This is a genomic window from Stenotrophomonas capsici, assembly GCF_034961085.1.
GTDB classification, from domain to species: Bacteria; Pseudomonadota; Gammaproteobacteria; order Xanthomonadales; family Xanthomonadaceae; genus Stenotrophomonas; species Stenotrophomonas capsici.
Map to the genome: position 1 here is coordinate 972,688 of NZ_JAYFUH010000249.1, position 13,559 is coordinate 986,246.

At 66.8% G+C, this 13,559-nt stretch carries 11 protein-coding genes and 1 tRNA gene; 9 read left to right on the forward strand and 3 right to left on the reverse strand.

The features are described 5' to 3' along the window. Nucleotides 1-34 precede the first annotated feature (34 nt). A complete protein-coding gene (gene pheA, locus VA603_RS17680; RefSeq protein ID WP_192288461.1) occupies nucleotides 35-1,216 on the forward strand; it encodes a prephenate dehydratase in 1,182 nt (393 codons plus the stop codon). Nucleotides 1,217-1,368: 152 nt separating this feature from the next. After that, entirely contained in the window at nucleotides 1,369-2,682 is a 1,314-nt protein-coding gene (aroA, locus tag VA603_RS17685; RefSeq protein WP_323439596.1) for a 3-phosphoshikimate 1-carboxyvinyltransferase, read from the forward strand. Here the strand turns inward: aroA and VA603_RS17690 are convergent. Both VA603_RS17690 and VA603_RS17695 read right to left on the reverse strand, forming a co-directional pair. Further along, nucleotides 2,666-3,172 (reverse strand): energy transducer TonB, encoded by a 507-nt coding sequence (locus VA603_RS17690; protein WP_323439597.1) that lies wholly within the window; start codon nucleotides 3,170-3,172, stop codon nucleotides 2,666-2,668. The genes aroA and VA603_RS17690 overlap by 17 nt on opposite strands. Nucleotides 3,173-3,270: 98 nt before the next feature. Continuing rightward, nucleotides 3,271-3,924, reverse strand: a complete 654-nt coding sequence (locus tag VA603_RS17695) for an energy transducer TonB (protein ID WP_192288463.1) — start codon at nucleotides 3,922-3,924, stop codon at nucleotides 3,271-3,273. A 109-nt stretch (nucleotides 3,925-4,033) separates the two neighbouring features. Between VA603_RS17695 and serS the strand changes: the two genes are divergently transcribed. From serS to VA603_RS17730, 7 genes are all read left to right on the forward strand, one after another. After that, on the forward strand, nucleotides 4,034-5,314 hold the full coding sequence (serS, locus tag VA603_RS17700; RefSeq protein WP_132864140.1) for a serine--tRNA ligase: 1,281 nt from the start codon (nucleotides 4,034-4,036) through the stop codon (nucleotides 5,312-5,314). Between the two features lie 210 nt (nucleotides 5,315-5,524). Further along, nucleotides 5,525-6,517, forward strand: a complete 993-nt coding sequence (locus VA603_RS17705; RefSeq protein WP_132864139.1) for a LysR family transcriptional regulator — start codon at nucleotides 5,525-5,527, stop codon at nucleotides 6,515-6,517. Nucleotides 6,518-6,586: 69 nt separating this feature from the next. Further along, nucleotides 6,587-6,676 (forward strand) — tRNA-Ser (locus VA603_RS17710). A 534-nt stretch (nucleotides 6,677-7,210) separates the two neighbouring features. Further along, nucleotides 7,211-8,785: a sensor domain-containing diguanylate cyclase gene (locus VA603_RS17715; protein WP_323439598.1), complete on the forward strand. Its 1,575-nt coding sequence runs from the start codon at nucleotides 7,211-7,213 to the stop codon at nucleotides 8,783-8,785. A gap of 112 nt (nucleotides 8,786-8,897) precedes the next feature. Next, nucleotides 8,898-9,401: a tRNA adenosine(34) deaminase TadA gene (gene tadA / locus VA603_RS17720; protein WP_132864137.1), complete on the forward strand. Its 504-nt coding sequence runs from the start codon at nucleotides 8,898-8,900 to the stop codon at nucleotides 9,399-9,401. 87 nt (nucleotides 9,402-9,488) lie between these two features. Continuing rightward, nucleotides 9,489-10,064, forward strand: a complete 576-nt coding sequence (gene orn, locus VA603_RS17725) for an oligoribonuclease (protein ID WP_132864136.1) — start codon at nucleotides 9,489-9,491, stop codon at nucleotides 10,062-10,064. 4 nt (nucleotides 10,065-10,068) lie between these two features. Next, entirely contained in the window at nucleotides 10,069-10,920 is an 852-nt protein-coding gene (locus VA603_RS17730) for an EcsC family protein (protein ID WP_192288467.1), read from the forward strand. A 151-nt stretch (nucleotides 10,921-11,071) separates the two neighbouring features. On the opposite strand, the gene ppsA is transcribed toward VA603_RS17730, so the two are convergent. Next, a complete protein-coding gene (ppsA, locus tag VA603_RS17735) occupies nucleotides 11,072-13,447 on the reverse strand; it encodes a phosphoenolpyruvate synthase (protein ID WP_132864134.1) in 2,376 nt (791 codons plus the stop codon). Nucleotides 13,448-13,559 lie beyond the last annotated feature (112 nt).

The following is a 13,559-nucleotide window of genomic DNA, read 5'->3' on the forward strand; positions in this document are numbered from 1 at the left end:
CGCCGTGCGCCGGCCCGCAACAGGTAAATGATTGATGGCAAGCAAGCCGCCCAAGACCCCCGCCAAGGCCAAGCCGGCCATCGCGAAGAAGGCCGCCAAGCCGGCCGAGAAGAAGCCCGCCGCCGGTGCCATCGCCAAGCCGGTACTGGCCGATGTGCGCGCCAAGATCGACCACATCGACCGCAGCATCCAGGCGTTGATCGCCGAGCGCGCCGAGTTCGCCCACCAGGTCGGCAAGGCCAAGGGCAAGCTCGCCGCCGCCGTGGACTACTACCGTCCCGAGCGCGAGGCGCAGGTGCTGCGCATGGTGGTGGACCGCAACGAAGGCCCGCTCAGCGATGAAGTGCTGGTGCACGTGTTCCGCGAGATCATGTCCGCCTGCCTGGCCCAGCAGGAGCCGCTGAAGATCGGCTACCTCGGCCCGGAAGGCACCTTCAGCCAGCAGGCCGTGCTCAAGCATTTCGGCCGCTCGGCGATGGGCCTGCCGATGGCCAGCATCGAGGAAGTGTTCCAGGAAGTGGAAGCCGGCAACGCCGACTTCGGCGTGGTGCCGGTGGAGAATTCCGGGCAGGGCACCATCCAGATCACGCTGGACATGTTCCTGACCTCCAACCTCAAGATCTGCGGTGAGGTGGAACTGCGCGTGCAGCAGTTCCTGATGTCGCGCAGCGGTCGCCTCGAGGACATCGAGCGCATCTACGCGCACCCGCAGTCGTTCATGCAGACCTCGTCCTGGCTGCGTGCCAACCTGCCCAAGGCCGAGAAGATCCCGGTATCGAGCAATGCCGAAGGCGCACGCCGCGCCCGCAATGCCGATGACGCGGCCGCCATTGGCGGCGAGAGCGCCGGCCATGTCTACGGCCTGAAAAAGGTGGTGACCAAGCCGATCCAGAATGATGCGGACAACACCACGCGCTTTTTGGTGATCGGTCGCCAGCTGTTCCCGTCCTCCGGCCATGACCGCACCTCGGTGCTGGTGTTCATCCACGACAAGCCCGGTGCACTGTTCGACGTGCTCAGTCCGTTCGCGCGCCATGGCATCAGCATGAACCGCATCGAGTCGCGGCCGTCGCACCAGGCCAAGTGGGAGTACGGTTTCTTCATCGACCTGGCCGGTCACATCGAGGATGAATCGATGCAGGCCGCGCTGGCCGAACTCAAGGCCCATTCGGCGCAGATCAAGGTACTCGGTTCCTATCCGGTCGCCGTGCCCTGATCGCGTCCCGGACGCAGACCTGTCCCTTCCCCCCAGGCGGGGGAAGGTGCCCGAAGGGCGGGTGGGGCAGTTCCAGCCCGTGACCGTTGATCCGCCTTCAGCCCCCGCTTCCCGCATGGCGCCGGGAAGAAAAGAACGTTTAGAGAGCCCGCATGAGTTCCCAGCCTTACTGGATTGCACGCAAAGGATCGGCCCTGCAGGGCACCTTGACCATTCCCGGCGACAAGTCGGTCTCGCACCGCTCGGTGATGTTCGCCGCGCTGGCCGATGGCGTCTCGCACATCGACGGCTTCCTGGAAGGCGAGGACACCCGCGCCACGGCGGCCATCTTCGCCGAAATGGGCGTGCGCTTTGAAACCCCGTCACCGTCACAGCGCATCGTGCACGGCGTGGGCGTGGATGGCCTGAAAGCCCCGCAACGCGAGCTGGACTGCGGCAATGCTGGCACCGGCATGCGCCTGCTCGCCGGCCTGTTGGCCGCGCAGCCGTTCGACAGCACCCTGGTGGGCGACGAATCGCTGACCAAGCGCCCTATGCGCCGGGTGACCGTGCCGCTGGCGCAGATGGGCGCCCGCATCGACACCCAGGACGACGGCACCCCGCCGTTGCATATCCACGGTGGCCAGACGCTGCAGGGCATCCATTACGAACTGCCGGTGGCCAGTGCCCAGGTCAAGTCGGCGCTGCTGCTGGCTGGCCTGTACGCGCAGGGCGAAACCACCGTGGTCGAACCGCACCCGACCCGCGACTACACCGAGCGCATGTTGCGTGCGTTCGGCGTGGAGATCGATTTCGAACCGGGCAAGGCGCGCCTGCGTGGTGGCCAGCGCCTGCGCGCGACCGATATCGCGGTGCCGGCGGACTTCTCCTCGGCGGCGTTCTTCATCGTGGCAGCCAGCATCATCCCGGGTTCGCATGTGCGGCTGCGTTCGGTCGGGTTGAACCCGCGCCGGGCCGGCCTGCTGACCGCGTTGCGCCTGATGGGCGCGGACATCACCGAGGAAAACCACGCCGAGCACGGTGGCGAAGCCGTGGCGGATCTGGTCGTGCGTCATGCACCGCTGAAGGGCGCGCAGATTCCCGAAGCCGTGGTGCCGGACATGATCGATGAGTTCCCGGCGCTGTTCGTCGCCGCGGCGGCGGCAGAAGGACAGACCGTGGTGACCGGCGCGGCCGAGCTGCGGGTCAAGGAATCCGACCGCCTGGCGGCGATGGCCACCGGCCTGCGCACCTTGGGCCTGCGTGTGGACGAAACCGATGACGGCGCGACCATCCACGGAGGCGTGCTGGGCAGTGGCACCATCGAAAGCCATGGTGACCATCGCATCTCGATGGCATTCGCCATTGCCGGCCAGCTGAGCACCGGCGAGGTGCGCATCAATGACGTGGCCAATGTGGCGACGTCGTTCCCGGGCTTCGACCAGTTGGCCAGCGGCGCTGGCTTCGGGCTCAGCGCCCGGTCCTGAACTCCACCGGGACCTGCACGACGCTGGCGATGGCCTTGCCATCGCGCAGGGCAGGGTGGAAGCGCCATTGCAGCAGGGCTTCGATGGCGGCTTGGTCCAGACGCACGTCCTGCTGGCCCTGGTGCGAGACGATGACGGCGTCGGTCACCCGGCCGCTGCTGTCGATCTGCAGGCGCGCGATCACGTCGCCTTCGATGCCCGCGTCAAGCACGTCGGCCGGATAGCGCGGCATCGGGTTGCCGACGATCGGTTCGGCGTCCATGTCGATCACCGCCGGTGCGGGTTGCGGCTTGGCTGCCAGGGGCGGGCTGGCCGCCGGCATGGCCGGGGGCACGGCTTCGATCAATACGGCCGGATGCGTTGCCTGCCATCCCATCAGCAGCAGCGCCAGCATCCCGGCCGCCAGCAACGCCCACAGCCAACCGGCCACGGCATGGGTGCCGCGGCCGGTGGTGTCTGCACTGGTTTGGTCATGCGGGATGCTGGACATCGACGGGGCGTCTCGGTAGTGACTCGACGCCGCCAGTCTGGTCCGCCGGCGGTGAGCCGGGCCTAAACCCATCGCCCTGGCGCGGGCGATGGTTCAGCTTACTGAGCCGGTTTGAAATCGAACGGGATATCCAGGCTGGCCTGCATCGGTTGGCCATTGCTCAGCGCCGGCTGGAAACGCCAGCCACGCACGGCATCCAGTGCCGCACGGTCGAGGTCACGCGAGCCACTGCGTTGGATGACGCGCGCATCCAGTGCGGTGCCATCCACGCCGACCACGACCTGCACCACCACCGTGCCGCTGTCGCCACGGCGCAGGGCGGCCGGCGGGTACTCGGGCGGACGCTGCCCGGGCAGGGGGCTGGGACGGTCGGTGGGGGTTGCCGCGACCGGCGCCGGCGCGTCACCGGCCGGGCTTTGCGTGGGCGCGGTTTCGGCGATTGGTTGCGGCGGCGGGGCGGGCGGTGCCTCGACCAGCTCGGGTTTCTCCTCGACCGGCGCCGGGCGGGCCTCGGGCATGTCGGCCGCACCCGCACCGGCGGGCAACGGGGCCGGCAGCGGGGCCAGTTCGGCTACGGCGGTCTGCGGCTGGGCCGGGTCGGCGCGGTAGAAGTCGTTGTTGCGACGCGCGTTGAGCCAGACCACGACAAACAGCAGCAGGCCCACGGCAAAGGCGATGCCGGCGATTTTCAGGCTGCTGCGTGGCAGATGGAAGGTGATGTTCTGGTCGGAGCGGGAAGAAGAGGCGGGCATGGGCTTGACCGGATTGAACGAGACGATTCTGGCACAGGATGGACAAAGCGCGGCAGACGGACGCCGTTCGCGCGATAATCCCCTTTCACATCCGTACACAGTGCCTCCCATGCTTGATCCAGCCCTTCTTCGCCAGCAACCCGCCGAACTTGCACAGCGCCTGCGCGATACGCGCGGCTACGCGTTGGACGTGAGTGCGTTCGAGGCCCTCGAGGCGGACCGCAAGCGCATCCAGGTCCGTACCCAGGAGCTGCAGAGCCTGCGCAACAGCCGTTCCAAGGCGATCGGCCAGGCCAAGGCGAAGGGCGAGGACGTGTCGGCGATCATGGCCGAGGTGGCCGGCTTCGCCGACGAGCTGAAGGCCTCCGAAGCCCAGCTCGACGTGCTGCGCGAGAAGATCGAGATGCTGTCGATGGGCATCCCCAACCTCCCGGCGGACGATGTGCCCGCCGGCAAGGACGAGAGCGACAACGTCGAGCAGCTGCGCTGGGGTACGCCGCGCACGTTCGATTTCCCGGTCAAGGACCATGTCGAGCTGGGTGCCCGTGATGGCTGGCTGGACGCTGAAACCGCCGCCAAGCTGTCCGGCGCGCGCTTCACCGTGCTGCGTGGCCAGCTCGCGCGGCTGCACCGTGCGCTGGGCCAGTTCATGCTCAACCTGCACAGCAACGAGCACGGCTACGAGGAAACCAACGTGCCGGTGCTGGTCAACGCCGACTCGTTGCGCGGCACCGGCCAGCTGCCGAAGTTCGAGGAAGACCTGTTCAAGACCGCGCTGGGCGAGTCCACGCGTTACCTGATCCCCACCTCGGAAGTGCCGTTGACCAACATCGTGCGCGACGAGATCATCGAGGCCGAGCGCCTGCCGCTGCGCATGACCGCGCATTCGATGTGCTTCCGTTCCGAGGCTGGCAGCGGTGGCCGCGACGTGCGCGGCATGATCCGCCAGCACCAGTTCGAGAAGGTCGAGCTGGTCAGCGCGTGCCGGGCCGAGGAGAGCGAGGCCGAGCACCAGCGCATGACCCAGTGCGCCGAGACCGTGCTGCAGCAGCTGGGCTTGCCGTACCGCAAGGTGCTGCTGTGCACCGGTGACATGGGCTTCTCGGCGGTGAAGACCTACGACCTGGAAGTCTGGCTGCCGTCGCAGCAGACCTATCGCGAGATCTCCTCCTGCTCGAACTGTGGCGACTTCCAGGCCCGCCGCATGCAGGCGCGCTGGCGCAACCCTGCAACCGGCAAGCCGGAGCTGCTGCACACGCTCAATGGCTCGGGCGTGGCGGTGGGCCGGGCGATGATCGCGGTGATGGAGAACTACCAGAACGCCGATGGTTCCATCAGCATCCCCGCCGTGCTGCAGCCCTACATGGGCGGCGCGGAGCGCATCGGCTGACGGCGTGTTGCGCATCTGGCCGATTCCGGAACAGCCCGCCGCATGGCGGGCTTTTTCGTGGCCTGAACGGAACATATTGAACCGTAAGCATTTCTGGAACGCTGCGCGGCGGGATGGGGTTCCTTAAATAGGACTGTTTGGGGTCTGATTTGTAAAATCAGGACAAAGCTGTTTGAATTTCATGATTCGTTCCAATTCTGGGATCAATTCATGCAGGACCTCAACGACCTCTATTACTTCGCAATGGTCGTGGACCACGGCGGTTTTGCGGCGGCCGAGCGCGCCCTGGGCATCCCCAAGTCACGCCTGAGCCGGCGCATCAGCCAGCTGGAAACCGATCTGGGCGTGCGCTTGCTGCAGCGTTCGACGCGACGTTTCGCGGTCACCGATGTCGGCATGAGCGTGCATCGGCATGCCCAGACGATGCTGACCGAGGCGCAGGCCGCCCGCGAGGTGGTGGACCGGCTCAGTGCCGAACCGCGTGGCCTGGTCCGTGCGAGCGTGCCGGTGTCACTGGCGCAGATGCAGCTGCCCAGGCTGCTGCCGAAGTTCCTGGAGCAGTACCCCAAGGTGCGGCTGCAGCTGAACATCAGCAACCGCCGGGTGGACATCATCAATGAGGGCTACGACGTCGCCCTGCGCGTGCGCTCGCGTCTGGACGACGATGGCAGCCTGGTGATGCGCAGCTTCGGCCAGGTGCAGGAGTTGCTGGTGGCCAGCCCGGCCTACCTGGACAAGGCCGGCCGGCCGACCGCGCCGGAAGACCTGGCCAACCACGTCACCATGAGCATCAGCGAGGACGAGGCGCGCCAGCGCTGGGAGCTGCATGGGCCCGGTGGCGAGGTGCGCCGCGTGGACCTGCAGCCGCGCGTGGCCGGCTTCGACTTCCCGCTGCTGCAGTCGATGGTCAAGGACGGCTACGGGATCACGATGCTGCCGGAGACCGTCTGCGCCGACGCGGTGCGCAACGGCGAGCTGGAAGTGGTGTTGCCGGACTGGTCGCTGCCGCAGGGCATCTGCCACGCCGTGTTCGCCTCCCGCCGCGGCCTGCTGCCGGCGGTGCGCGTGTTCATCGACTTCCTGGCCGAGCACCTGCCGCCGCAGCTGGAAGCCTCGCGGCTGGATTGCGGTGGTGCCTGCGAACGCGCCAAGGAAAAGATCCGTGCCTCCACCGCAGGCGCGCTGGCGATCGAGGCCGGTTGAGCAAAAAACGGACGGGCATGCGAGAATGCGCGCCCCGATCCGCATGCCGGAGCGCGGGACCTGATCAATGGACAGATGGCCGAGCGGTTTAAGGCACCGGTCTTGAAAACCGGCGAAGGGTCAAACCTTCCGTGGGTTCGAATCCCACTCTGTCCGCCAAGCTTCCCGAGAGCCGCTGCCTGCAGCGGCTTTTTGCTGTCAGTCGTACACGCTGCCGTCGAGCGCCATCGCTGGCCTGGGTGGCACCCGTGCGGGGCGGGATTCTTGTCTGGCGATTGTCCTGGCCTGTCCTGCGTCTTGCAGCTGCGCGTCAGCAAATGTCTATTCATGTGACGTGCGTGGCGATGCCGGATGTACTATTGCCGGTGGCGGCCATGTGCCGCCAGCCCTCTTTTCACCGGGAGGGCCTCTGCGCTGCGAGCCCAAACTCCAGTGCGCCGGCCGCCGTGGCCCAAAACATGGCGCGAGACGCCCGCAAGGCTCGTCGTGAACCGGCTCTTGGGTGCCGGCGCCTCCCGCGTGCCGCGGGTATCCCTCCAGGCCCGCCTGGGAAGGCGGCAGGCCGATGACGGGGCTGACATCGCCCACAGGGAAGTGGATCGGTAGAATGCGCCGTTCCGGGCAGGGGGCTGCGCACCCGGGGATTCGAGCGAAAGCCGCGGCAACACCCGTCACACGTTCGCGTTGGATCTCATGGATTTACGAAAGCTCATCCTGGTGCTCACCTTCCTCGGAGCACTGGTGCCGTTCGCCAATACGTTCTATGCAAGCTATACGGTCCAGCGCCAGCAGCTGATGGACGCGACGCTGGACAGCAACTACGCGTATGCGAGCAAGCTGGCCAAGAGCACGGAGGATTTCCTCCAGGCCTCGCAGTTGCAGCTGGCGTACACCGCTCAACTGCTGGCAACGCAGATGGACGACGTGGGTCGCCTGGGTGGCGAGGCCACGCGGCTGCGGATGATGAGCAAGAGCTTCAACTCGATCACGATCTTCGATGCCACCGGCAAGGTGCTGGCCACGTCGCCAGAGGCGCTCGGGCTGCAGGGCAGGGTGTTGAACAGCGAAGCGGTGAAGGCGGCGCTGCGCGAGAAGCGGCCGCTGATCAGCGCACCGTACCAGTCGGCGACCGGCAACTTCATCGTCTTCATCAACCACCCGATCGTGTCCCCGGCCGGGCAGTACCTGGGCGCGGTGGGCGGCGCCATCTACCTGCAGAAGGAAAACATCCTGGACCGGCTGCTGGGCCAGCACTTCTACATCGATGGTTCGTACCTGTTCGTGGTCGACCGGCAGAAACGCATCATCTATCACCCGGATCCGCAGCGGATCGGTGATTTCGTGGAGAACAACGCGGTGGTCGACCGCGTCGCCGCCGGCGAGTCCGGCAAGGGCGCTGCCGTCAACTCGCACGGCGTGAGCATGCTGGCCGGCTATGCGCCGGTGGCGTCGACCGGTTGGGGCATCGTCGCCCAGCGTCCGCAGGCGGCGACCCTGGCGCCGCTCACCGAGCTGATGCAGTCGACGCTGTACAAGGCACTGCCGGCGGTGCTGCTCACCCTGGCATTCCTGCTCTGGAGCGCGCGCCTGATCTCGCGGCCGTTGCGCCTGCTCGCCGATGGTGCCCGCAAGATGGACGACCCGGCCTCGGCCGGGGACATCCGCTCGGTGAAGTCCTGGTACTTCGAATCGCGGGAGCTGAAGAAGGCGATGCTGATGGGCATCGATGCCATCCAGAAGAGCTTCTCCAAGCTGCGCGAGGACACCGCGACCGATCCGTTGACCCAGCTGGGCAACCGTCGGCGCATGGACGATGCGCTGAGGACCTTCGAGAGCCAGGCGAACACCTTCTCGGTGATTTCCCTGGACATCGATCACTTCAAGGCCGTCAACGACACCTACGGCCATGACGCCGGCGACGAGGCCCTGCGCTGCCTGGCGCAATGCATGCGTGAAGCCTGCCGTGCCTACGACGTGCCGCTGCGCGTGGGGGGGGAGGAGTTCCTGATCCTGCTGCCGTCCACCACGCTGGCAACCGCGACCCGGGTGGCCGAGCGCCTGCGCCGGGCGGTGGAGGAAATGAAGATTCCCAAGGTCGGCGGCATCACCGTTTCCCTGGGCGTGGCGAACTGGCCACAGAGCAGCTTCGACATCGAGGCGGTGCTGAAGACCGCCGACGAGATGCTGTACGCCTCCAAGCGCGGCGGCAGGAACCGGGTTTCCGTGCGCCCGTCGGGTAGCGATGCCGCGTCCGTGCGCGGTGCCTGAGCAGGACGGGGCGGGTTCAGGCCCGGGATGGCTGCCCGTCGCGCGGCAGGCGGGGACGCCTTATCCTCTGCCCCCATCCCCGCACTGATGCCTTGTCTTGACCGTTGCCACGATGTCCCCGACCGATTCCTCCCGCGATGACGAACACTGGATGCGCCACGCCTTGGCCCTGGCCGATCGTGCACAACGGGAGTTCGACGAGATCCCGGTGGGGGCGGTGCTGGTCGGTGCGGACGGCGAACTGCTGGGCGAGGGATGGAACCTCAACATCGCCAGCCATGACCCGAGCGCGCATGCCGAGATCGTGGCGATGCGCGCGGCGGGCAAGCGGCTGGGCAACCACCGGTTGATCGGCAGCACCCTGTACGTGACGCTGGAGCCGTGCGCGATGTGTGCGATGGCGCTGGTGCACGCGCGGATCGCGCGGTTGGTGTTCGCCGCCGCCGACCCCAAGACCGGCGCCTGCGGCAGCGTGTTCGACCTGGTGGGCGACCCGCGCCACAACCATCGCGTGCAGGTGCACGGCGGGGTGCTGGCAGCCGATGCCAGCCTGCGCCTGACCAATTACTTCCGTGCCAAGCGCGGCCGGCCATTGCTGGGGCTTGGCGACCTTTGACGCGGCCGGCCGGTGGTGCCGGCGTATCATGTGCGCTTCGTATTCCGGCCAGCGCACCCGTCGCCGGCCCCCAGCAAGAGGCATGACATGGCGGACAACAGTGCAGGCAATGACCGGTTGATCTGGATCGACCTGGAGATGACCGGGCTCGACACGGACAACGATTCGATCATCGAGATCGCCACGGTGGTCACCGACGCACAGCTCAACGTGCTGGCAGAAGGGCCGGAGTTCGCCATCTCGCATCCGCTGGCCACGCTGGAGGCCATGGACGAGTGGAACCGCAACCAGCACCAGCGCTCGGGCCTGTGGCAGCGGGTGCTGGACAGCACCACCTCGCTCGGCCAGGCCGAGGCACAGACCATCGTGTTCCTGCAGGAGTGGATCAAGGCCGGCGCATCGCCGATGTGCGGCAATTCGATCTGCCAGGACCGTCGCTTCCTGCATCGCCAGATGCCGCGCCTGGAGCGCTACTTCCACTACCGCAACCTGGACGTGTCCACCCTCAAGGAGCTGGCCAAGCGTTGGGCGCCGACTGTGGCCGGCGGCGTGACCAAGACCTCCAGCCATACCGCACTGAGCGACGTGCACGACTCCATCGCCGAACTGCGTCACTACCGCCAGTTCATGGGGGCCTTGGCCGGCCTGCCGACCGCGGACTGAGGCCATGAACGAGCTGGCGCTGCGCGTGCAGGACCATCCGCAGGACATGGCCGACCTGCAGCGCGCGGTGGCCTTGCTGGAGGCGCCGACCCTGACCGCGCGGATGGCCAACGTGGTCGGCGCGCCGCTGGAGTTCGCGGTGCGCAAATTGCCCAATGCAGTGTCCTCGCGCATCCAGAGCGTCACCGAGGCGGCCTTGTACAAGGCCGCGCAGGCCGCGCTGCTGACCATGGACCGCACGCAGCCAGGCAAGCGCGCCTCGCCACGGCTGCACAAGCTGGCGGCGGCCGCGTCCGGTGCCGTCGGTGGGGCGGGTGGCCTGATGACGCTGGCCATCGAGCTGCCGTTGTCGACGACCATCATCATGCGCGCGGTCGCCGACATCGCCCGCAGCGAAGGCTTCGACCTGAACGATTTCGCCACGCGCCAGGCATGCCTGGAGGTATTCGCGCTGGGCGGCAACAGTGGCAAGGACGATGCCAGCGAGACCGGCTACTACATGACCCGCGGCTTCACCACGGAGCTGATGCGGCATTTCTCGGCGGAGCTGGCCGGTAGCGCGGTCAAGGGTCACGGCCTGGGGTTGGGGATCGGGCCCAAGGAAGCCGGCAAGTGGCTGGCCAAGATCGTGGAGAAGGTCGCCGCACGGTTTGGCGTGGTGGTTTCGGAGAAGTTCGCCGCACAGGCCGTGCCGGTGATCGGCGCGGTGGCCGGCGCCACCTTGAACACCATGTTCGTGAGTTACTACCAGGACATGGCGCGCGGCCATTTCATCGTCAGGCGCCTGGAGAAGACCTACGGCTTCGAGCCGGTGCGCCTGGCATACCAGTCGCTGGCGGGGCACATGCAGGGGTGAGCGGTGCCGGCAGGGCCGGGAATGTGTCCTGGCCTGCGTGCCCTCTTTCCTGCAGGGCGAAGGGAGGTGGGGAAGGGGCTTCGCTTCTCTTCGCCCGTCCAAAACAAAACCCCGCCTTGGCGGGGTTTTGTTCATGCAGCCAACCGCTGGATCAGCTGTTGGCCTTGAGCTTGGCCAGGCGCAACCAGGTGTCGACCACGGTGTCCGGGTTCAGCGACACCGACTCGATGCCTTCCTGCATCAGCCATTCGGCCAGGTCCGGGTGGTCGGACGGGCCCTGGCCGCAGATGCCGACGTACTTGCCCTTGGCACGGGCCGACTTGATGGCCAGCGACAGCAGCTTCTTGACCGCCGGGTTCCGCTCGTCGAACAGGTGCGCGACGATCGAGGAATCGCGATCCAGGCCCAGGGTCAGCTGGGTCAGGTCGTTGGAGCCGATCGAGAAACCGTCGAAGATCTCCAGGAACTCATCGGCCAGCAGCGCGTTGGACGGCACTTCGCACATCATGATGATCTTCAGGCCGTTCTCGCCCTGCTTCAGGCCATTGGCGGCGAGCACTTCCACCACCTTGCGGCCTTCCTCCAGGGTGCGCACGAACGGGATCATCACCCACAGGTTCTCCAGGCCCATCTCGTTGCGCACGCGCAGCACGGCCTGGCATTCCAGCGCGAACGCCTTGGAGAACGACGGGTCGACGTAACGGCTGGCGCCGCGGAAGCCGATCATCGGGTTCTCTTCGTGCGGCTCGTAGTTGCTGCCGCCGATCAGGTTGGCGTACTCGTTGGACTTGAAGTCCGACAGGCGCACGATCACCGGGTTCGGCGCAACCGACGCGGTCAGGGTGGCGATGCCTTCGGCCAGGCGGTTGACGTAGAAGCTCACCGGGTCGTTGTAGCCGGCGATCTTCTCGTCGATCTTCTTCCGGGTGTCGGCGTCCTGGCGGTCGTACTCCAGCAGCGCGTTCGGGTGAACGCCGATGTGGCTGGCGATGATCATTTCCAGGCGGGCCAGGCCGATGCCGGCGTTCGGCAGCTGGCCGAAGTCGAAGGCACGTTCCGGGTTGGCCACGTTCATCATGATCTTGAGCGGTGCCGGCGGCATGTTCTCAAGGTCAGTGGTGGTGCGCTCGAAGGCCAGCTTGCCGTTGTAGATGAAGCCGGTATCGCCTTCGGCGCAGCTGACGGTCACTTCCTGGCCGTCCTCGATCAACTGGGTGGCATTGCCCGAGCCGACCACGGCCGGCACGCCCAGCTCGCGCGCGATGATCGCGGCGTGGCAGGTGCGGCCACCACGGTTGGTGACGATGGCCGAGGCACGCTTCATCACCGGCTCCCAGTCGGGGTCGGTCATGTCGGCGATCAGCACGTCGCCGGGCTGCACGCGGGCCATGTCGTCCAGCGACTTCACCACGCGGGCGGTGCCGACGCCGATCTTGGCACCGACCGCACGGCCCTCGGCGATCACTTCACCCTTGCCCTGCAGCGCGTAGCGCTCCATCTGGGTGGCCTTGGCGCGCGACTTCACGGTCTCCGGGCGGGCCTGGACGATGAACAGCTTGCCGCTGACGCCGTCCTTGGCCCACTCGATGTCCATCGGGCGGCCGTAGTGCTTCTCGATGACCAGCGCCTGCTTGGACAGTTCCTGCACGTCCTCGTCGCTGATCGAGAAGGTGTTGCGCAGCGCGGCCGGGGTGTCCTCGATCTTGACACGCTCGCCCGGGACGTCCGAATAGACCATGCGGATGGCCTTGGAGCCCAGCGAACGGCGCAGGATCGCCGGCTTGCCGGCCTGCAGGGTGGGCTTGTAGACGTAGAACTCGTCCGGGTTGACCGCGCCCTGCACGACCATCTCGCCCAGGCCGAAGGACGAGGTGACGAACACCACGTCGCGGAAGCCGGACTCGGTGTCCAGGGTGAACAGCACGCCGGACGAACCCACGCCCGAGCGAACCATCAGCTGTACGCCGGCCGACAGGAACACGTCCTCGTGCTTGAAGCCGTGATGGACGCGGTAGGCGATGGCACGGTCGTTGTACAGCGAGGCGAACACTTCCTTGACCTTGTGCACGACATCGTCGGCACCGGTCACGTTGAGGAAGGTTTCCTGCTGGCCGGCGAAGGAGGCATCGGGCAGGTCTTCGGCGGTGGCCGAGGAGCGCACCGCCACGGCCACGTCGCCGCCGCCGTTGTCGGCGCTCAGCTTGGCGTAGGCATCGCGGATGTCGGTGTCCAGGGCCGGCTGCAGCGGGGCGTCGATCACCCAGGTGCGGATTTCCTTGCCGGCAGCGGTCAGCGCCGCGACGTCCTCCACGTCCAGCGTGGCCAGCTTGTCGAAGATGCGCTTGGACAGGTCGTTGTGGGCAATGAAGTCCTTGAAGGCTTCGGCGGTGGTGGCATAACCACCGGGGACGGAGACCCCGAGACCGGCCAGATTGCCGATCATCTCGCCAAGCGAGGAATTCTTACCGCCTACGCGGGCCAGATCAGCCAGGCGCAGCTCATGCAACCACAGGATATTCTCGTTCAAGCGCGATGCTCCGTTAGGCCATCGCCCTAGCCGGGCTTGGATGGCCACGTCCGTAGGAAGAAGCCAATATGATGCAGTGCACACCGTACCCGCACAAGCTTGTGACAATACT

Bases quoted from the DNA above. Each gene is read 5' to 3' on its own strand.
- orn (WP_132864136.1), top strand. From the start codon at position 9,489: ATGGCGGACAACAGTGCAGGCAATGACCGGTTGATCTGGATCGACCTG.
- VA603_RS17715 (WP_323439598.1), top strand. From the start codon at position 7,211: ATGGATTTACGAAAGCTCATCCTGGTGCTCACCTTCCTCGGAGCACTG.
- VA603_RS17730 (WP_192288467.1), top strand. From the start codon at position 10,069: ATGAACGAGCTGGCGCTGCGCGTGCAGGACCATCCGCAGGACATGGCC.
- serS (WP_132864140.1), top strand. From the start codon at position 4,034: ATGCTTGATCCAGCCCTTCTTCGCCAGCAACCCGCCGAACTTGCACAG.
- VA603_RS17695 (WP_192288463.1), bottom strand. From the start codon at position 3,924: ATGCCCGCCTCTTCTTCCCGCTCCGACCAGAACATCACCTTCCATCTG.
- aroA (WP_323439596.1), top strand. From the start codon at position 1,369: ATGAGTTCCCAGCCTTACTGGATTGCACGCAAAGGATCGGCCCTGCAG.
- VA603_RS17690 (WP_323439597.1), bottom strand. From the start codon at position 3,172: ATGTCCAGCATCCCGCATGACCAAACCAGTGCAGACACCACCGGCCGC.
- VA603_RS17705 (WP_132864139.1), top strand. From the start codon at position 5,525: ATGCAGGACCTCAACGACCTCTATTACTTCGCAATGGTCGTGGACCAC.
- pheA (WP_192288461.1), top strand. From the start codon at position 35: ATGGCAAGCAAGCCGCCCAAGACCCCCGCCAAGGCCAAGCCGGCCATC.
- tadA (WP_132864137.1), top strand. From the start codon at position 8,898: ATGTCCCCGACCGATTCCTCCCGCGATGACGAACACTGGATGCGCCAC.